This window comes from Prevotella sp. LMAG:51 (assembly GCF_008680225.1).
Classification (GTDB): domain Bacteria; phylum Bacteroidota; class Bacteroidia; order Bacteroidales; family Bacteroidaceae; genus Prevotella; species Prevotella pectinovora.
Window position 1 is genome coordinate 1 of record NZ_NALQ01000016.1, and the last position, 20,904, is coordinate 20,904.

At 50.1% G+C, this 20,904-nt stretch carries 14 protein-coding genes and 2 tRNA genes; 4 read left to right on the forward strand and 12 right to left on the reverse strand.

What is annotated here, in order from left to right; translation table 11 throughout:
* Positions 1 to 282 precede the first annotated feature (282 nt).
* The 7 genes from CCC32_RS05385 to CCC32_RS05415 form a co-directional block, all read right to left on the reverse strand.
* Positions 283 to 360, reverse strand: a tRNA-Val gene (locus tag CCC32_RS05385).
* A gap of 45 nt (positions 361 to 405) precedes the next feature.
* A tRNA-Val gene (locus CCC32_RS05390) sits at positions 406 to 483 on the reverse strand.
* Between the two features lie 840 nt (positions 484 to 1,323).
* Positions 1,324 to 1,983 carry a BamJ family beta-barrel-assembly machinery protein gene (gene bamJ, locus CCC32_RS05395; RefSeq protein WP_287072836.1) on the reverse strand — a complete coding sequence of 220 codons (660 nt, stop codon included), beginning with the start codon at positions 1,981 to 1,983 and terminating at the stop codon, positions 1,324 to 1,326.
* Positions 1,984 to 1,997: 14 nt separating this feature from the next.
* A complete protein-coding gene (locus tag CCC32_RS05400) occupies positions 1,998 to 3,539 on the reverse strand; it encodes a glycine--tRNA ligase (protein ID WP_022316270.1) in 1,542 nt (513 codons plus the stop codon).
* Positions 3,540 to 3,744: 205 nt separating this feature from the next.
* On the reverse strand, positions 3,745 to 4,770 hold the full coding sequence (locus CCC32_RS05405) for a S41 family peptidase (RefSeq protein ID WP_287072838.1): 1,026 nt from the start codon (positions 4,768 to 4,770) through the stop codon (positions 3,745 to 3,747).
* Positions 4,767 to 5,636 carry a DUF3316 domain-containing protein gene (locus tag CCC32_RS05410; protein ID WP_287072841.1) on the reverse strand — a complete coding sequence of 290 codons (870 nt, stop codon included), beginning with the start codon at positions 5,634 to 5,636 and terminating at the stop codon, positions 4,767 to 4,769. The genes CCC32_RS05405 and CCC32_RS05410 overlap by 4 nt, the downstream gene beginning before the upstream one ends.
* Before the next feature lie 46 nt (positions 5,637 to 5,682).
* Positions 5,683 to 8,511 (reverse strand): DNA gyrase/topoisomerase IV subunit A, encoded by a 2,829-nt coding sequence (locus CCC32_RS05415; RefSeq protein WP_231556917.1) that lies wholly within the window; start codon positions 8,509 to 8,511, stop codon positions 5,683 to 5,685.
* 378 nt (positions 8,512 to 8,889) lie between these two features.
* On the opposite strand from CCC32_RS05415, the gene CCC32_RS05420 reads away from it, so the two are divergent.
* Positions 8,890 to 10,482: a PD-(D/E)XK nuclease domain-containing ATP-binding protein gene (locus CCC32_RS05420; protein WP_287072843.1), complete on the forward strand. Its 1,593-nt coding sequence runs from the start codon at positions 8,890 to 8,892 to the stop codon at positions 10,480 to 10,482.
* 218 nt (positions 10,483 to 10,700) lie between these two features.
* A complete protein-coding gene (locus tag CCC32_RS05425) occupies positions 10,701 to 12,107 on the forward strand; it encodes a C1 family peptidase (RefSeq protein WP_022316275.1) in 1,407 nt (468 codons plus the stop codon).
* Between the two features lie 978 nt (positions 12,108 to 13,085).
* On the opposite strand, the gene CCC32_RS05430 is transcribed toward CCC32_RS05425, so the two are convergent.
* The 3 genes from CCC32_RS05430 to CCC32_RS05440 all read right to left on the reverse strand — a co-directional run bounded on the left by CCC32_RS05430 (position 13,086) and on the right by CCC32_RS05440 (position 16,035).
* Positions 13,086 to 13,946, reverse strand: a complete 861-nt coding sequence (locus CCC32_RS05430; RefSeq protein ID WP_287072846.1) for an enoyl-ACP reductase FabI — start codon at positions 13,944 to 13,946, stop codon at positions 13,086 to 13,088.
* Positions 13,947 to 14,168: 222 nt separating this feature from the next.
* Positions 14,169 to 15,197 (reverse strand): DUF4435 domain-containing protein, encoded by a 1,029-nt coding sequence (locus CCC32_RS05435; RefSeq protein ID WP_042520105.1) that lies wholly within the window; start codon positions 15,195 to 15,197, stop codon positions 14,169 to 14,171.
* Positions 15,198 to 15,216: 19 nt separating this feature from the next.
* Entirely contained in the window at positions 15,217 to 16,035 is an 819-nt protein-coding gene (locus CCC32_RS05440; RefSeq protein WP_022316278.1) for an AAA family ATPase, read from the reverse strand.
* 96 nt (positions 16,036 to 16,131) lie between these two features.
* Here CCC32_RS05440 and CCC32_RS05445 point away from each other — a divergent pair, with 96 nt between their 5' ends.
* Both CCC32_RS05445 and CCC32_RS05450 read left to right on the forward strand, forming a co-directional pair.
* Positions 16,132 to 17,088 carry a DMT family transporter gene (locus CCC32_RS05445; RefSeq protein ID WP_042520107.1) on the forward strand — a complete coding sequence of 319 codons (957 nt, stop codon included), beginning with the start codon at positions 16,132 to 16,134 and terminating at the stop codon, positions 17,086 to 17,088.
* Between the two features lie 24 nt (positions 17,089 to 17,112).
* On the forward strand, positions 17,113 to 18,549 hold the full coding sequence (locus CCC32_RS05450; protein WP_022316280.1) for an MATE family efflux transporter: 1,437 nt from the start codon (positions 17,113 to 17,115) through the stop codon (positions 18,547 to 18,549).
* 1,113 nt (positions 18,550 to 19,662) lie between these two features.
* On the opposite strand, the gene CCC32_RS05455 is transcribed toward CCC32_RS05450, so the two are convergent.
* Complete coding sequence (locus CCC32_RS05455) at positions 19,663 to 20,490, reverse strand: tRNA threonylcarbamoyladenosine dehydratase (protein ID WP_287072852.1); 828 nt, start codon at positions 20,488 to 20,490, stop codon at positions 19,663 to 19,665.
* A 6-nt stretch (positions 20,491 to 20,496) separates the two neighbouring features.
* Positions 20,497 to 20,904: a 2-amino-4-hydroxy-6-hydroxymethyldihydropteridine diphosphokinase gene (gene folK, locus CCC32_RS05460; RefSeq protein ID WP_042520110.1), complete on the reverse strand. Its 408-nt coding sequence runs from the start codon at positions 20,902 to 20,904 to the stop codon at positions 20,497 to 20,499.

Genomic DNA, 20,904 nt, shown 5'->3' on the forward strand with positions numbered 1-20,904 from the left:
ATGATTATAAGTATGGCATAGGCTGTGCCCTGCATAGCCTTCGCGTTGTCAGCATTGTCGCTTGACGTTGATTTTGATGTAATAGTTCCTTTATCGTCCATCTTATCCTTTTCCATTTCTTTTTTATTTGATTGATATGCTGAGATGCAGCTTATCTTATGCAAAGATACAAAATTCCGCGAATTACAAAGATAATTACACTAATGATTACAATGATAATTGTGGTCCAACGGATTTGGGATAAAAAAAACTCGCTATCGGGTGGATAACGAGTCTTGCTTTTGGTGGGCGTTGACGGATTCGAACCGCCGACCCTCTGCTTGTAAGGCAGATGCTCTAAACCAGCTGAGCTAAACGCCCGATTGTTATGTATCTTGGAATCGGACCAAGGCTTGATGAAGAGTTTGGTGGGCGTTGACGGATTCGAACCGCCGACCCTCTGCTTGTAAGGCAGATGCTCTAAACCAGCTGAGCTAAACGCCCGTGCTCTCATTAAGCGGTTGCAAAGGTAAGGAGTTTATTTTAAACTTCCAAACTTTTCTTGATATTTTTTTCACTTTCATTAAAAAAGACTGGTTTTTCGCTGAAAAGAGGTGTTTACAAGACCGCAACACCATATTATATTTTAATCCAAACGGCCGTTAGGCCATTTATCCCAAATCGGTCGTTAGGGCTTGGACTTTAGGTTTCAGAAGAGAGAACCGGCTCGGGGTTTAGCCACCAAAAGCGCTAAAGGAAAGCAATCGAGGTCAGGTAATCGACACTTCGCTCCTGGAATCCACGCCGCCATCCAGACCGGTGTCATGGTGACGCCCCATACGGAACTGTATTTCGAACCTTCAGCCACAATGTATACAAAGAATCTCGAAACATCCGTCTGCTGCAGTCCGATAAAGGTGGAACTGCGATTCAGCATCGGTACGAAATATCACTTCTAATACACGAACGATTTGTCCGGTATCACAGCGTGGCAAGTTCAGCTTGCCACGCTGATTCTGAAGACACAAACAGTATGACGACACAGATACTGGAGCACAAGCGGTCTGACGACGCTGATAATGGAAGCGCAAACAACCTAACGATGCTGATAATGGAAATACAAACGGTCTGACGCCGAAAATACAGAAAACGCAAACAGCCTAAGACAGAGAACATGTCAACTGTCTTAGGCTGTTATTATTTTGCCACAATCAGCCAGATATCAGGCTTGCCTGGGCTTTATCCCGAAATGGTCAGCCGGCCGCTTATTGTAGTAACAGTATAACTGCTTGCAAGTAAGCCCTTATGACTGGTTTGGATTTGTTTCAGAAGAGTGGAACGTCCCTACTCCATTGTCCACAGAGAGGAAGTATGGTCTTTGGCGTTCTGATCGGGCACTACTGCTCCCGGATGATAATATCCGAGAAGCTTGATGTCCCATATCAGCACACTGTATGCCGGAATTCCATTGTAATCCGTTGTGCCATATCCCATTGTCCATGGCATATACACACGCCAGCGGTCTCCGATGTGCATGCGCTGCAATGCTGTGACATATCCGTCAACCAATATGTTTACCGCCCATTTCTTTGCCCGTGCCGTCAGCGGATTGTAGCTGTCGAAGTCTCCCTCGTAGCTCTTCTCGAAGAAATATCCCTGCGGATGGCTTGTAGAAGGCAGCAGTTTACCTTGGTTATGCACGAGCACGGAGTCGGAGTATAGCGGACAACCGCTTCCGGTGCCCACCTCCTCTTTGTGCACCACGATATAGTTCGTGCGAGAGAGCGTAGTGTTGTTCTCGCTCATCGACCAGCAGCGTATGGTATCCCACATACCGTCTCTGTTCTCTATCGCCACATTGTAGATACTGTCGAAATAGGCAACGTTGCGTTTCTCCCAGTTGGGATATTCAATCAGTTCGTTGTCTGTCTCGCTACATGCCGTGACGAGTCCGAGTGCCATTCCGCACAGGATGGCTAAGGCGAAAAAATATTTGTTCTTCATCTATAATCGTTATATTACTGCAATTTCTTGAGCAGACTTGCAATGCTCACCTTGTCTTCGATGATGCTGTTGAGATCGTCGATGCTTACGCGCTCCTGCTCCATGGTGTCGCGGAAACGCAGCGTCACGCAGTTGTCCTTGAGTGTGTCGTAGTCAACAGTAACGCAGTATGGTGTTCCGATGGCATCCTGACGACGGTAGCGCTTGCCGATGGTATCCTTCTCGTCGTACTGGCAGTTGAAATGGAACTTCAGGTTGTTGATGATTTCGCGAGCCTTCTCTGGCAGTCCGTCTTTCTTCACCAACGGCAATACAGCGAGTTTCACCGGAGCGAGTGCTGCCGGCAACTTGAGCACAACACGTGTCTCGCCGTTCTCCAGCTTCTCCTCCTCGTATGAGTGACACATGATAGAGAGGAACATACGGTCGACACCGATACTTGTCTCGATGTCATACGGAGTATAGCTCTCGTTTGTCTGTGGGTCGAAGTATTTGATTGAACGGCCGGAGAATTTCTCGTGCTGCTTCAGGTCATAGTCGGTACGGCTGTGGATACCCTCAACCTCCTTGAATCCAAACGGCATCTTGAACTCGATGTCGGTAGCTGCATTGGCATAGAAAGCGAGCTTCTCGTGGTCGTGGAAACGATAATTGTCAGCTCCGAAGCCCAGTGCCTGATGCCATTTCATACGGAACTCCTTCCATTTCGAGAACCACTCCTTTTCTGTGCCCGGCTTCACGAAGAACTGCATCTCCATCTGCTCGAACTCTCTCATACGGAAGATGAACTGGCGAGCCACAATCTCGTTGCGGAATGCCTTTCCGATCTGTGCGATACCGAATGGAATCTTCATACGTCCGGTCTTCTGCACATTGAGATAGTTAACGAAGATACCCTGTGCTGTTTCAGGACGCAGATAAATCTTGCTTGCCGCATCAGAAGTGGAACCCATCTCTGTAGAGAACATGAGGTTGAACTGACGCACGTCGGTCCAGTTCTTTGTTCCGCTGATAGGGTCAACGATTTCCTCGTCAATGATAATCTGCTTCAGAGCCTCCAGGTTTGGTCCCTGCATTGCCTCTGTGTAGCGTGCATGAAGGTCGTCACGCTTCTTCTGATGCTCCAGCACGCGAGGGTTGGTCTCGCGGAACTTAGCCTCATCAAAGCTGTCGCCGAAGCGTTTGCGTGCCTTGGCGATTTCCTTTTCTATCTTCTCCTCATACTTGCCGATCTGGTCTTCGATGAGCACATCAGCACGATAGCGCTTCTTTGAGTCGCGGTTGTCGATTAGCGGGTCGTTGAAGGCGTCAACGTGTCCGCTGGCCTTCCATATCGTAGGGTGCATGAAGATTGCAGAGTCAATGCCCACGATGTTGTCGTGGAGCAACACCATGCTCTTCCACCAATATTCCTTGATGTTGTTCTTCAGTTCCACACCATTCTGTCCATAGTCATACACTGCTGCCAGTCCGTCGTAGATATCGCTGCTTGGGAACACGAATCCGTATTCCTTGCAGTGAGAGACGATTTTCTTGAAAACATCTTCTTGTGCCATAATCTTATATAGGTTTTATTATTTTCTTTTCTCAATTGTCAGCATCCTGACCGTCAATTGTCAGCATCCTGATTCTTAATTGCCTGTATTCTTATTGTCAATCGTCATCATTCTGACAAAATCATTTTGCAAAGTTACACTTTTTCCAACATTTACGTGCCGCATTCTCGTTAAATGTTATCAAAATGGGGTTTCAATGCCTGTTTCATTGCCTTGCCAGCATACGGGCAAATTCTATTATCGTGTCGATGCCGAGAGCCATGTCGGCATCGGAAATCTGCACATTGTAATCTGGTTCTATGCCGAATTCCGTGCTTTGCCTGTCGCGGTTGTACATGGGGCATGCACTGAACCTCACTCCCCACCCGTTTGGCAGTTCGCTGCTGAAAGGCATCCCTGCTCCGCCCCCCGTCTTGTCGCCGACAACGATGCATTGTGGAGCACATTTCATGTATTTCACGAATTCGTTTGCGGCACTGTATACAGAACGGTTTGTCAGCACAAACACTTTCTTCTGCCAACGCAGACGGCCTGACGGTTTCAGTCTCTGTTCTCTCATGGATGAGAAGTCGGAGTGTCCCGTTCCTGTCTTATGCTGCATATATCCCACAAGTGTCTCACTGTTGATGAACCGTGCAGCCAGACGCTCCGCCATAGTGAGTTGCCCTCCCCCATTGTTGCGGATGTCAATGACAAGGGCATTGCATGGAGCGAGATACATCAGCACGTCGTCAAGGTTGCCGTCGCCAATGGCTGCATCTAAAGATGAGCAGCGGATGTATCCCACGTTGTCGTCGAGACGGCGATAGCGCAGCGCCCCGGCTATACGATAATCGGTGGCGAGATAGCGGCGCTCCAGCGAGTCGCTGAAATTCTTGGGATAGTCTTCATGCCATCGCCAATAGCGTGCTGAATTGAAACTGGCATACATGTTGACATGTCCGTCACGCAGTTCGCCGAGCATGTTTCCCAACACTTCGAAGAGCTGCTCGTCGTTCATCCTGTCGTCAATCTGACGGGAATAGCGGTCGTGTACCTCATCCCAATCGAGACCGTATGCCTGCCGTTTATAGTCGAAAAAGCAGTATCTCTCATTAACTATCTTCCATAGCGCCTCAAAGTTTCCGCGTGGCGTGTCGCTCATCTCCTCCTCATCCACACACGACGGGAATGACACCGCCACGGAGAGCAGCATGGCGAGCAGCAACAATGCATGGGTTATCTTTCTCATGGCTGCAGTCTTGTTAGTCTGAACGTCCGCGTTATTCCGATGACGAACAGATGTGAGTAACTGTGATATTTCAGATTGTTCACCTTTGCCTGTCTGTAGTCGCCCATATATCCGAGGCGCAGAGTAGTCTTGGCAATGTTGAAGTCGAGAGAGAGGGTATTGCGCAGCGAGGGTGTGGCGATGAATGTCGTGGGCACTGCGTTGTGGTCGTAGTCGCCTTTTGAGAATATCTCATAATACGACTGTCCGTAGTTGGGACTGAACATCAGTCCGCAGAGCGGCACACTCACCTCATAGTTCAGCGTGAATGGTTTTCCCGCTACAGTGAACTTGTATGCAGCCATCGCCACTGGGGAGATGTCGAAGCTCAGACGAGCCTGTGCCGGATTGTTGCCGTTGCGGGTATTATAGAGGAATCCGATATTGGCATCCGCCATACCGCCGGCTCTGATGGTCAGTCTGTCGCCGAAGAGCGTCCATCGGCGCAGGAAACCATAGCAGAAATCGTAGGAACCAGCCATTTCGTTGGCATTGTCGGCACGGTTGCGGGAAAACGATGCCATGCCTTGATGCACGATGAGTCGGCGCCACTTCCGATGTTCGCTTCCGCGGACAGTCTGTGATATGTAACGAAGCTCCGTACCCGAATATTTCTCCGGCGAGAGATAGGTATCAAGGACGTTCACGCCTCCCACTCCCAGAAGTCTCGTGTTCGTTATCACCTTGCCTCTTGACCAGGCGACGCTGTCGTTGCTCTGGGCATGACACGACAGACCGCTTCCGCACAATGGCGGAAGCATAAGCGAGAGGACTGCCAGAAGCAATATCCTCTGCGGTTTCCTGACATACTGCCGTAGATGTTTCATTGTTGTGTATCGCTATTGGGAATCGGGTATAAGCCGTGTGTCATCGTCATTCATCGAAAAGACTCAGCTGCCCTGTTATCTCGTCTATTATCTGCTGTTTCGACTTGCCTGCATCCGGGTCGAGATTCTCCGAAGCCTTATTATCGGCTGTCCCGTCAGCATCTGCCGGCGGCACATCGCCGCCATCAGCAGGTTCAGAATCCTCCGGTTCGGCAGCTACAGGTTCCAGTTCTTCGATCTTTGCAAGTTCAAAGGTGGTGAGTCGTTTGCCTCTTGCCTTGTATCCCTTGACGAGGGCGAATTCGTTGACATCCAGTTCCAGCGTTCCTCTGAAAGCATCGTTGCCGCCAAATGTGAGAAGCAGATGTGGAGCCGGAGTGTCGGTCAGCAGCAGCAGTTCATTCTTCGGGTTCTCGCCGATATAGCTCTGCCTGCGTTTTGTCATCTCGAAAAGGAAACGCTTGATATATGGCGTTCCGCCCTGGTCGGCATCCCTCACCACGGCACACCACACCTTATGAGGAACGAATTTCTCTATCCTCATGATGTTGTCCTCGTAGTGGTTGTTGGCATCGAAATTGGTCATATAGTATTCTCCGCTCTTGAGCACCACGAGGATATGCTCGCCCTCGTTGAACTCGCCGAGCAGAGTGCCGTGGTCGTCGTAGTTGAGACGGTTCACGTCGGCGTCGAACCACACCTTCCTGCCACCCAGCGTACTGTGTCCGTGGCTCTTCAGCGAGATGCGGTGCACAGGGTATTTCGTCAGTATGTTTCCCATTGCCGTTCTGCTCTTCACGAGGATTTTCGAGAAATCCTTCTCTATGAATATGTTCTTGAGTTTCGGCGTCGGGTCGAGCGTCACTTTGATTATCTCTGCCTCACCGTTAGGATTGGCTGTGAAATAGTTCACTCTTGACCCTGGTTTGCCCTGCGTCAGGTCGTAGTCGCGATCGCGTGTCACGGTAGGCACATTAAAGCGCTTGATATAGTAGTTGCCCTGCTTTCCATCACGATACACCACATTATATATCGTGCGCTTGTCGTTCTTCTTGAACACGGCTACATGAATGATATTCTTGCCCACGAACACCTTGTCGGCAACTTTTATCACCTTGTATTTTCCGTCTTTATAGAAGATTATGATGTCATCGATGTCTGAACAGTTGCACACGAACTCGTCTTTCTTCAGACCAGTGCCCACAAAGCCTTCCTGGCGGTTGATATAGAGTTTCTCGTTCGCCTCCACCACTTTAGTCGCCTCGATGGTGTCGAAGTTGCGGATTTCGGTGAGACGGGGATGGTTCTTGCCGTATTTTTCCTTGAGGTATGTAAACCAGGCTGCCGTCACCTCCACCATGTTCGAGAGGTCGCGGTCGATGCTGTCTATCTCCGCCTTTATCTTCGCCATCAGCTCGTCGGCTTTGTCTTTGTTGAATTTCAGGATGCGCTGCATCTTGATTTCCATTAGGCGCAGGATGTCGTCCTTTGTCACCTCTCTGATCATCTGAGGATAGTATGGCGTGAGCCTTTCGTCTATATGTGCGCATGCAGCGTCCATGTCGGGAGCGTTCTCGAATTTCTTGTCCTTATATATGCGCTCCTCGATGAATATCTTTTCGAGCGACGCGAAGTGCAGCTGTTCGAGCAGCTCCGCCTTGCGTATCTCAAGTTCCTTGCGTATGAGTGCCTTTGTGCGCTCCACCGAACTGCGCAACACGTCGCTGACGGTGAGGAACTGTGGTTTGTCGTCCTCTATCACGCAGCAGTTTGGCGATATGTTCATCTCGCAGTCGGAGAAGGCGTATAGGGCGTCGAGTGTCTTGTCCGACGACACTCCCGGGGCGAGATGCACCTGTATCTCCACTTCGGCGGCTGTGTTGTCGTCCACTTTGCGCGCCTTTATCTTTCCCTTCTCGATTGCTTTCAGTATTGAGTCTATAAGCGTTGTAGTGGTCTTGCCGAACGGTATCTCGCGGACGACGAGGGTCTTGTTGTCGAGTTTCTCTATCTTTGCTCTCACCTTGAGCACTCCGCCTCGCTGTCCGTCATTGTATTTGCTCACGTCGATGCTGCCGCCAGTGGGGAAATCGGGATACAGCTGGAACGGCTCGCCATGGAGATAGCTCACGGCGGCATCGCAGATGTCGTTGAAGTTGTGGGGCAGTATCTTTGACGACAGTCCCACGGCGATTCCTTCCGCTCCCTGTGCCAGGAGGAGCGGGAACTTGGCAGGCAGAGTGATAGGTTCCTTGTTTCTGCCGTCGTAGGAGAGCTGCCAGTCGGTGGTCTTCTGGTTGAACACCACGTCGAGGGCAAACTTAGAGAGTCTCGCCTCTATATATCGCGGTGCGGCGGCACGGTCGCCGGTGAGGATATTTCCCCAGTTTCCCTGACAGTCAACGAGCAGGTCTTTCTGTCCGAGCTGCACCAGGGCGTCGCCGATAGAGGCGTCGCCGTGGGGATGGAACTGCATGGTGTGTCCCACGATGTTTGCCACCTTGTTGTAGCGTCCGTCGTCCATGCGCTTCATGGAGTGCAGGATACGTCGCTGCACGGGTTTGAGTCCGTCTTCGATATGCGGCACGGCTCTCTCCAGGATTACGTAAGAGGCGTAATCCAGAAACCAGTTCTTGTACATACCGCTCAGGTGATGTACGGCGGAGGCATCGAAGCGGTTCGTCGGCTTGTAGTCGGAATGCTCCGCAGGCTGGTCGTCGGCATCGTTGTCTGTCTGTCCATCGCTGCCCTCGCCAGCCGGCTGGTCCTCGCTGCCGGCTGCCATGGCTTCGCCGTCTCCGGGCATATCGCCGTCGTTGTTTCGGGTCAACTCATTGTCGTCTCTTGTCTCGTCATCTCTTGTCTCGTCGCTCATATATGTATTTTCTGATACCTGTGGTTTGTCATGACACCGCAAGCGTTAACCCCACTACCACATGGCGGGCAGCCCACACTTGCGAAACTCATGTCGTTTGTATTATCTCATTGTTCCATCTCCCGCCATCGGCAGGATTCCACACTACGGCAGACTGCCTCAAATTGGCAAAAAGGAAAATTTCTTCAAAAGTACTGATTTTTCCCGACAATGGCAAATTTATTTTTCAAAAGGCCCATCACAGTGCCTTCAATCTTCCACATTCCCGACAAATCAATGATAATGAACTATTTTTCAATGCTTTTCATTGCTCTGTCGAATAATTGTCTTATATTTGCAATGCCTTACCGCCAGTGCCGCAGAGCGGCGAGCAAAACGATGAAAAACAAAGCTGTCATGACGGAGACAAACGAGAGAAAACTGCCTGTAGGAATACAGTCGTTCAAGAAAATCAGAGAAGAGGGCTACCTCTATGTTGACAAGACCGAAATGGTATGGAATCTTGCCAACAATGGGGCGAGGTATGACTATCTGAGTCGTCCCAGACGATTCGGCAAGTCGGTGCTTGTCGATACTCTGCAATGCTATTTCGAAGGCAGGAAAGAACTGTTCGAGGGTCTGAAAATCATGGAGATGGAAAAGGACTGGACCTGCCACCCCGTGATACGCCTCGACATGAGCAACGGCAGCGACAACGCCAAAGACCTTGAGGCTTATCTCGACTTCGTGTTCTCAAAATACGAGAAGCTCTACGAAACGAAACTCCCCGACACGGCAAGTCTCACGGTGCGTTTCAGTAATATTATAGAAACGGCAAACAAGGTGACGGGCAAACAGGTGGTGATACTCATCGACGAATACGACTCGCCTCTGCAGCATTCGTGGAAGACTCCTGAACATGAGAATTGCACACGGGTATACCGCAGCGTGTTCTCTGTATTGAAGACTCTCGACGAGATTGAGCGCTTTGTCTTCATAACGGGCATAACGAAATTCACACAGATTTCACTGTTCTCGGTACTCAACAACTTGTCGAACATCAGTTTCGATGCTGAATATGCCGGCATTTGCGGCATCACACAGCAGGAGCTGACCGACAATTTCATGCCTGAAACAAGCCAGATGGCTGAGGCCAACGGATGGACTACGGAGGAAACCTTGCGCCAGCTGAAGGCGTATTATGACGGATATCATTTCTGCCGCAAGAATATGATTGATGTCTATAACCCATATAGTCTCGTACACGCCTTAGCGACAAAAGATCTCCGGAGTTTCTGGGCATCTTCCGGTGCCACAACAGCCCTCGCCAAGTTTGTCAACGACATGGAGATCAGACTGAAAGACCTCGACCAATGCGCCATCATCAGCACCACAATAGAATCTTCCGACGTTACCGGTGGAGGAGCGGAGCTGTTCATGTATCAGTCGGGATACCTCACGATAAAAGGATACACCGGAGGCACATACATGCTCGGCATACCGAACCACGAGGTGAGACAGGCTCTCTACGAGATGGTTCTTCCTGCATTGGCGATGCGAAAAGGCAGCGACATACAGTCGGCACAGGCTTTCCTGAATCTTAACCTCTACAACGGCAACATGCCCGAGGCGATGAAACAGCTGAAGGCGCTCGTCGCCGATGTGCCATACAGCAACAAGAAGCTTGCGAGCATGGATATGGAAGAGCGCTACCGCCTCATCATAAGCACTATATTGAATGCCATCGGCATGAGGGTGGAAGTGGAGAAAATGATTTCTACAGGAAGGATTGACATCGTGGCTGAAAACAGTACATTTATATATGTAATGGAATTGAAACTCACGAAGAACGGAGGTGTCAACGCTGCCGAAAAGCAAATAACCGACAACCGTTACACCGAGCCGTTCAAAGCTGACAAACGCAAGACCATAGCCCTCGCCATCGAACTCGACGACCTGGGCAAGGGATTGCTGGAATGGAAACAACTTTGACAAATAAGGCAAAAAGGGAAAACACACGGCAAAGAAACCTGCCGCCCGACTGTCCACAAGTGCAATTCTACGAGAGTTCCGCCACAATAGGAGAAGCTGAGAACGACAGAAGAAGCATACGGGCGAAACGTTTCACCTGTTAACCGACTGCACATTGCTGACATGCAAAACACTCTAATGAAAGAAAGAGAAAAACAATATAAACAGATAAAAGAAAAATGAACAAGAAAATTTTCCTCGCGGGCCTGATGCTCGCAGCAATGTCGATGAACGTATCGGCACAGAAGAAAGACGGCGGCATCTCGCAGCAGATGCTCCAGCAGATCAAGGGATCACAGTCGAAGGGTGCGGCAGACAAGGCTATCTTCAACGCCATCGCAGCCAACAACATCAACGACCTGGCAAAGAACTTCGCCAATGCAGGAGAGTTCGACACTCACTTCAGCGTGGAGACCAAGGCGCAGAGCATCATGAACCAGAAGCAGAGCGGAAGATGCTGGATGTTCAGCGGATTCAACGTGATCCGCGGTAACTTCGCACACGAGAGCGACTCGCTCAAGGTGGAGCTTTCACAGGACTACCTCTTCTTCTACGACCAGTTGGAGAAAGCTAACCTCTTCTTGCAGGGAGTGATCGACTGCGCCGGCAAGCCTATGGACGACACAAGAGTGCAGTTCTTCTTCAAGAACCCAATCAACGACGGCGGTACCTTCTGCGGTGTTGCCGACCTCACTGAGAAGTATGGCGTGGTGCCGACAAGCGTGATGCCGGAGACTTACTCTGCTGAGAACACCAGCAAGATGGCTGCTCTCGTATCTTCAAAACTGCGCGAATACGGACTGAAGCTGCGCAAGATGGTGGCTGAGAAGAAATCCAAGCAGGCTATCCAGACAGAGAAGACCAACATGCTCGGCACTATCTACCACATGCTGAAACTCACTCTCGGCGAGCCTGTGACAGAGTTCACATTCGCTTTCAAAGACAAGAACGGCAAGGCGCTGGAGGCCAAGAAATACACTCCTAAGTCGTTCTTCAAGGAACTGACCGGCAAGGAGACTCTCAACGGCACATTCATCATGGTAATGAACGACCCTCGCCGCGAATACTACAAGACTTACGAGGTGGACTTCGACCGCCACACATACGACGGACACAACTGGAAATATCTCAACCTGCCTATGGACGAGATTGCCAACCTCGCCATCGCATCTCTGAAGGACGGCAAGAAGATGTACAGCTCTTACGACGTGGGCAAGTTCCTCGACGGCAAGCGCGGATACAGCGACATCAACAACTTCGACTACGGTTCGCTCTTCTCTACAACATTCCCAATGAACAAGGCTGACCGCATCGCCACATTCGACAGCGGTTCTACACACGCCATGACTCTCGTGGCTGTCGACCTCGACGCTCAGGGCAAACCTACAAAGTGGAAGGTGGAGAACAGCTGGGGACCTGAGTGGGGACACAAGGGCTGTCTGATTATGACCAACGAGTGGTTCAACGAGTATATGTTCCGTCTCGTAGTGGACAGAAAATATGCTTCTGAGAAAATCCTGAAGCTCGCCGACCAGAAGCCTATAATGGTAATGCCAGAGGATCCTCTCTTCGGTGCAGACAACTAATACCCGCCACGTCCTTCTCTTGAAGACAAGGACCGGACGGCAAAAGAATGAGCAACCTGTCGCAATAGCGACGGCATACTCATGACCCAACCAACAGAATCGGAATATGTCAAACGTATCTGGCATATTCCGATTCTTGCTTTTTTGACAAGAATATCCATACCACATTCCCGGCACAAAGCCACAATTTATTTATTGACAGTAAACAAAATCACCTGTTTTTATTTATTAGCGGTAAATAAAATCATGCAAATACGACGAAAAGGACCACATCGTCGAAGACAAACTGTATATTGATGTAGTGCCTGTATGGAAGTGGCTGCTGACTGATTTCGTCTAAAAATAGGAAAAAACAAAATTTCGTCCAAAACTGTCAGATTGTCTGGTTTTACCTCATAATACACTGGCATACAGACAAATACAGACCTGACAATTGCTTTCAATTGTCTGGATGGTTTGCCAGCACGAAATTTTTCCATTTCTCATCAAATCATAACTAGTTATTATTTTTTTCGCCACTAAATAGCATCGTAGTGGATAAAAACCGGCTTTTTTATCCACTACAGCACAATTATTGGATAAAAAGCAGTATATTGCCATTATCAAAGAGCAAAGATACAAATCACCAAGCCACAATCATTGGAAAAGATAACAAAACTTCAGGAAATGGGCAGCACGCTTGCCCGAGTGGGGCAAGCAGCGTTCTCAACATGGGCAAGCACCTTGCCCCAAGTGGGCACGGGTGGTGCCCAAGACTGTGCCCAAAGTTTCCATGGAATGAAACTTGTATTTTAGTAATCAAAAGTCTGTATTTCAGCCTTTGAAAACAACTGGTATATACCAACAAACATAATGAAACACACCCCATCCTCAACTGGAATGCCAGAGAGAATGGGGTGTGTCGTATTTATCCAAAATCGGTCATTAGACCGCCTAATGACCGTTTGGGGATTATGAGGTTATGCTGATTGCAGCGGATTATCCGTAGATGATCTTGCCGTTCTCGTCGCGGTTGTCGTCGATGAACGACTTGTTGTACTGCGTCATGCCGCGTAGCGACATACCCATGCTTGAGAATCCTCCGTCGTGGAAGAGGGTCTGCATGGTGACTTTCCTGGTGAGGTCGGAGAACATCACTACGCAGTAGTCAGCACACTCGTCAGCGCTGGCGTTACCGAGTGGCGACATGCGGTCGGAGAAGTCGTAGAGTCCGTCGAAACCCTTGATGCCGCTGCCGGCAGTGGTGAAGGTAGGCGACTGTGAGATGGTGTTGATGCGCACGTGCTTCTCGCGGCCATAGATATATCCAAAGCTGCGGGCGATGGATTCGAGCAGCGACTTGGCGTCTGCCATGTCGTTGTAGCCGAAGAATGTGCGGTGTGAAGCCACGTATGTGAGGGCGAGCACGGAAGCACCTTCGCTCAGGGCGTCGAGCTTCTTGGCAGCCTGCAGCATCTTGTGGAATGATATAGCCGAGATGTCGAGAGTCTTGTTCAGGAAAGTGTAGTCGAGATCGTCGTATGTACGTTTCTTGCGCATGTTAACGCTCATGGCACAAGAGTGCAGCACGAAGTCAATCTTGCCTCCCATTGCCTCCTGGGCTTTCTCAAAGAGGTTTGTGAGATCCTCCACCGATGTCGCATCAGCAGGGATGACGGTAGCGTTGGTCTTCTTGGCGAGCTCGTCGATGGTACCCATGCGGCAAGCCACTGCCGTGTTTGTCAACACGATCTGAGCGCCTTCTTCTACGGCACGCTCTGCTACTTTCCACGCGATAGACGCGTCGTTCAATGCGCCGAAGATAATACCGCGCTTTCCTTTCAATAAATTAAAAGACATAATTTTCTATTGTTATGATTTGTTTGAAATTAATCCGATTCCGGCTTGCCGAGCCACCGCTTTTCCAGACGGAACGACTCGTCTCCTATGCGCCTTATCGGTGTTTAAGCATACGACAAATGCCGCTTAGTTTGCTGAAAAAACGGTGCAAAGGTATAATTTTCTGCACATAAACAAGGGATTATGTGCAGAAAAATGACTTTTTATTGTGTTTTTGAATGTTTAGAGTGCTTGTTTTTGCACATTCTCTTCATTGTGTGCACCTCCCAAGATGCGTTCCACGTCGGCAAGAATGCGTCTGAAGGGTTCGGAGTCCATATATCCCATGTTCTTCTTCAGCATCTGCGTGATGTCTTGAATGCTGTTGGTGTAGCACGAGAGTTCGTTGCGCCGCTGGGTGTCGTGTACCGCCTGCCGGCGTATCTCCCCTTCGCGCTCCTGCACGAGGATGTTGCACACGCGCCCCAGGATCGGCAGCACAATTTTGTTGAAGAGGTGATGACCCTGTATATACATATATGTGGTCTGCGGCGTGACGCCCATCCTGATGAGTTCGCTCTTCAGGGCGAGATACGACTCCTTGGCTTCAGGATGGCGCTGCTGTAGCTGTCTCACCTTGTTGTGCACCTTACGGCGCATGTTGTCGATGGAATACTGCGGGTTGTGGATGGAGAAGCCGCCGAGTTCCACGATGCGGTTGAGGTCGGTGATGGTGAACTGTCCGTATATGCTTCTGCGATAATGCCATATCGACCATACGAAGAGTGGGAATATCGCCTCGCTGAGCTGCCGCATGTAGTCTTCGAAGTCGAAGATGGAATGGTCGTTCAGGGTTACCATCACGCAGACGTTGTGTAGCGACGGTGCAAAACACTGGTAGCTCTCTATGGCATAGGCATAGGTATGGAGCACGTAGGGATTGGATATCACCGCACGCGAGGTTGGCGTGGCTCCGTTCATGAGATAGTCGTAGTCGGCATCCACACAGGCTATCATACACTCGCCGAGGCGGTCGCCGAGCTCATTCATGAGCACCGACTTCTTGCCCCGCTCCAGGGTGGTGTGCGAGGGGAGCATCACTTCGAAGTAGCGTGTGGAGTTTTCGTAGCGGCTGAGCACGGTGCGCCAGAAGAACACGTCGTCGTAGCTCTCCACGTAAGCCACGATGCGCTTGCGGGAGCGCTTGGAGTTGAGCCGGTTTGCCGCCTCGATATAGGCGGAAGTGAGGTTATGGGTAAGTCGCTTGTTCATAGAGCTTTCCTCCTGATGGTCAGTCCATGGTGATGTCGCTGACTTCTGTCACGTTGTCCATCCAACCGTTCATTATCACCGCCGGGGCGTGGGTTGAGAGGATAATCTGGACGTTGGGATTCAGTTCCAGAATGATGTCAATGAGGCGCTGCTGCCAGTCCACATGCAGGCTCACCTCGGGTTCGTCCATGAAGAGCACGTATGGCTTCTGGTCTTCTATCAGCACCGTGAGCAGGATGACGAGCATCTGCTTCTCGCCGCTCGACAGCTGGTATGGTTGCAGGGTCTCGCCTATCTGCGTGAGGCATATCTCGTTTGCCGTGCGCACGATGGTCTTGCCGGTGTCGGCGAAGAGGTCGTCTACGAGGTCCTGGAATTTCTTCTTTGGCTCCGACAGTTTCTGGGCGCGCTCGGCGGCATCCGGTTCTCCGCTCTGCAGGGCGGCGATGATGCGGTTGCCGATGTTCACCTGATAGTCGAGATATTTGCGCTGCAGCACGTACAACTGCCAGTCGAGCTCGGTGACGAGGCTGATGCCCACCTTGCTGAGCAGTTCCTGGTTGACCATAGGATTGTCGAAGGAACGGATGATGTCGAAGCGTATCCATTTGGCATCCTCGGGACTCACCTTGAGATGCACGCCTTTGAGGAGATGGCTCGGAAACTCTCCGCCTGCAGAGAGTCCTTTCACCACCTTGTTTATAATGGTGCTCTTGCCCACGCCGTTGACTCCACTCAATATGTTCACCCTTCTGTCGAGATTCCATATCACGTGCTTTCTGCCGCTCCACAGGGAGTCTATCTCTATCTGACGTATGTAATCCGCGTATTTCTGCATAGCAAACTATTTTAATGATTTATCAATTACAAATATAAGGTTTTCTATCATAATTAAGTACCTTTGCAGCCGCAATTTAACGATATTAAGGAAAAAATGAACAATTTACGCAACAATAGCCGTGTCTTGATTGCCCACCTGAGCATCTTCCTTGCTTGTGCTTTCTGGGGACTGATGGCACCGCTCGGCAAGGATGCCATGACGCATGGCGTGACGGGACTCGACATGGTGTCGTTCCGTGTGGCAGGAGGAGCAGTCCTGTTCTGGATAACATCACTGTTCACTACACGTGAGCACGTGCCGACAAAAGACAAGCTGATGTTCATAGCAGCCGGAATCTTCGGCCTCGTGACCAACCAATGCTGCTATACTGTGGGACTGAGCATCACGTCGCCCATCAACTCCAGCGTGGTGACCACCTCGATGCCTATCTTCGCCATGATTCTCTCGGCGATAATACTGAAGGAGCCTATCACCGGAAAGAAGGCTCTGGGAGTGTTGTTCGGATGCACGGGAGCCGTGGCACTGGTGATGTCGAGCGCCGCGGCTACGAGCGACAAGGTGGGCGACCTGCGTGGCGACCTGCTCTGCATGGCGGCACAGCTGTCGTTTGCCCTCTATCTGGCGCTCTTCAGCAAGCTGGTGAGGAAATACTCGGTGATAACGGTGAACAAATGGATGTTCACATGGGCTGCACTCATCATCCTGCCGTTCACCATGCCACACGTGGCAAGCATAGACTTCGGCAGCGTGCCGGCGAAGACATTGTGGGAATCGGCATTCGTGGTGGTTTTCGGAACGTATCTCGGATACATCCTCATGATGATAGGACAGAGCACGCTGCGCCCTACGGTGGTGGGAGTGTACAACTATGTGCAGCCTGCCGTGTCGGTGACGGTCAGCATACTGACCGGCATGGGTGTGATGACGCTGCAGAAGGGCATCGCCATATTGCTCGTATGTCTGGGTGTGTGGCTCGTGATAAAGAGCAAGTCGAAACGCGACATGGAAAGAGAAAAGAACGAGGAAGGAAACGAACGGGAAGACAAATAGGAACTTGTCAACTACGATATCAATATGTCACAAAAGAACGCTAAAGAGAACAAGTTGCTGGCGATGATCCGCAACGGACAGGAGATGACCGACGGCGACAAGCTGCGCCTCATCGTGCAGCTCAGTATCCCGTCGATACTGTCTCAGATGTCGTCGATACTCATGTTCTTCATCGACGCTTCAATGGTGGGTTCGCTCGGAGCGAAGGCTTCGGCGGCAATAGGACTGATAGAGACCACTACATGGCTGTTCGGCGGACTGGCATCGGCGGCGATAATGGGATTCTCGGTGCAGGCGGCACATTTCATAGGTGCCAACGATGAGAAGAAGACGCGGCAGGTGTTCCGTCTGGGACTGATGGCGATGACCGTCATGTCGCTGCTGTTCATGGCATTAGGAGCGGCAATAGCAAAGCCTCTGCCCTATTGGCTCGGAGGCGGAAGCGACATCGCTCCGCTGTCGACAAGCTATTTCCTGGTCTACAGCACCGCCCTACCTATATATATGGTGGGCATGATGGCGTCGGCAATGCTGAAAAGCTCGGGCAACATGAAGATACCGAGCATGATGAGCGTATTGATGTGTCTGCTCGACGTGATGTTCAATTTCATCGCCATATTCCCGACGAGAGACATCACGATACTGGGAACGACGATACACATGCCCGGACTGGGACTCGGACTGACGGGTGCCGCCGTGGGAACGGCATTGGCGTTTCTCGTCACCGGACTGATTCTGATATGGATTGCCGTGAGGAAGGCTCCGATAATATCGCTCAAAGGGGAGAGATGGATATGGAGACCATGCCGCGGATATATCAAGAATGCCATAAGAATAAGTTTTCCGATGGCGATACAGTATATGCTGATGAGCGGCGCACAGATAGTGAGCACCATGATCGTGGCGCCGCTTGGCAACTTTGCCATCGCCGCCAACACCTTCGCCATCACGGCAGAGAGCCTGTGCTACATGCCGGGATATGGTATCGGCGAGGCTGCCACTACGCTGATAGGACAGAGCATGGGAGCGCAGCGACACGACCTGACGAAGCGGTTCGCATATATGACGCTGGCTCTGGGAATGATGATAATGGCGGTGATGGGAGCTATAATGTATTGCTTTGCACCAGAAATGATAGGCATCATGACACCGGTGACGGAAATCAGAGTGCTCGGCATCGGAGCACTGCGCATAGAGGCTTTTGCAGAACCGATGTTCGCCGCAGCTATCGTGGGCAACTGCATCTGCATAGGAGCCGGCGACACGAAGATTCCGTCGGTGATGAACTTCGGCAGCATGTGGCTCATACGCCTCTCGCTCGCTGCTTATCTGGCACCGAAATACGGACTGGCTGGCGTGTGGTCGGCAATGGCGATAGAACTGACGTTCCGAGGAATCATCTTCCTCATTCGGATCTACAGAGGGAAATGGATGAACCACAAGGTGAGCGTAGACAAGTAAGCCTCTGTCTGGCATGTAATCGTTTACGTATGATTTAAGGCGGAAAGCGATACAACATCCACCTTTATTTCATACTTTTGCATCGACATAGACAGGTAAAAAGGACAAAGGATAACAAAAACATAAAATAGGGAGCCGGCATGACTACATGCTGTCTTCCTATTTTTGGTTTAAACCACATCGGACATTAGGGCTTGCTTGGATATTGTTTTTTTAGAAGAGTGGATTTTGTTTGTCTTTTAACCCAATGAACACAACAGGAAAAAAGAAGAAATCGTTTGCATTTGTGTGCGACAACAAAAATACTTTGATTTACATCAAGATATTATGGAAAAGTATGTTATTTAGCATGTTTTTGTTTGTTGTGTGCGCAAACAATACTATCTTTGCAACGTCAAAACAAACAAGGAGGCACACAAGAAGACCTCCACAACGCCAATAGAAGAAATAACAAACAGATAGGTTATTAGAGGTAAGAGGTAAAAAGATTGAAGATAGGTTATTAGAAAGGTAAAAGACAAAGATTGAAGGAAGGATAACAAAGACGCAGAGATGACCAGAAAGGTATTAGAAACAAGGAAACGATAGTTTTTCAGGTAATGAAGATTGAGGATAACAAAGTTGGTCATTGATGATAATAAAGATAAGGATAACAGAAAGACCATAGAAATATTAGGTAATGAAAGATTGTGAAATAGGTAATTAGTGGTAAAGGATTGTTTAAAGCCGCTCGACGGCAAGGATAACGAAGAAGATAGGTATGATTCCCCCGCTATGAAAAGCGGTGGGAAAAAGGATTAAGGTAAAGATAAAAGATTGTTTTTCAAGGATTGAATGATGCCCAAGGGCATTGAAAACGATTATTAGTTAGGTTATTATAGATTTAGGTAAGATTAGTTGTTTGATTTTAGTTAGTCACACCTGTTTGCTGTAAATACAGCAACAGGCACGTGGGTAACGGTCAAAAAAGAAAGAAAAGAAAGTGAATGTCAGTAATGTTATACAAAATACAGAAGCCACCCAAACGGGTGGCTTTTTCGTTTTTATCCCCCTGGGGGGAAATTAGAATCTGACACGCTAATGTTCACGCAAAGGCGAAGATACCAAGCCCTATCATTCCGCGTCTTTTGCCTCGGCAAGTCCCTTCTGATAGAGGTCGTTTACTACGAGGCTGGCGAGGGTAAAACCGAAAATCGCCGTGATATGTGCCGCAGTACCGTTTATCTGCGCTTTGGAATTGTTCCAGTTATGGTCGGCAAGCCCAGGGTCGCCGGACACCTCCTCTTTGTTGGAGCATACACACTGGTCTGTACCGCAGGTGAAGCTGGTGCCGAGATTATGCAGGAGCTCATCGCTGTATACACATTTGAACTTATGTGCCGGACGCACCTTCATCTTGCGGAACTTGTTTCTCAACGCACGTGCCAACGGACAGCCTTTCACCTTCCAGAATTCGGCAACGGCAATCTTGCTCGCATCCATCTTCAGTGCTGCTCCCATAGAGGAGAGAAGCACCGAATCGGTCTTGCAAGCCTCCAGAATCAGCAATGCCTTGTCTTTCAGACTGTCGATGGCGTCGATGATATAGTCGTAGCTGCCGATATTGAAAGAGTCGGCAGTGGTCTCGTCGTAGATTTTCTGCAGGGCAACGATTTCTGCCGTAGGGTTTATCTCCAGCAGTCGTTCCTTGAGCACCTCAACCTTCACCCGTCCGATGGTCTTGGTGGTTGCCATGAGCTGGCGGTTCACGTTGGTTATGCACACCCTGTCGGAGTCGACGATGGTGAGATGTCTGACTCCAGACCTCACAAGACTCTCGGCACACCAGCTGCCCACTCCGCCTACGCCGAAGATTATCACCCGTGCCTCAGCGGTTTTCTGCATCACACGCTCGCCGACGAGCAGTTCCATTCTCTTGAATATACCTTTTTCTATACCCATTTCTTGTTATTCCTCCATTATTTCATTGAGTGGCGTCATCACGAAGTCTCTCTCGTGCATCAGCGGATGCGGTATCTTCAGGTCGGGTTCATCGATATGCAGGTCGCCATAGAGCAGTATGTCGATGTCGATTATGCGGTCGTGGTATTCACCGCCGTCGGATTTCAGCGTGCGCCCCATCTCCCTCTCTATGCGCTGTGTCACTTCGAGCAGCCGGCGGGGTGAGAGCTGTGTGTCCACACATACGGCAGCGTTGACGAAGCGGTTGTCTGACCTGAAGCCCCAAGGCTCAGTTTCATAAAGAGCTGACTGGCGCACTACGTCGCCAACCAGCTCTCCGATATTTTTTATTGCCTCGGCGATGTTCTTGCGTTTGTCGCCGAGGTTTGTTCCCAAAGAAAGATATGCTATCAT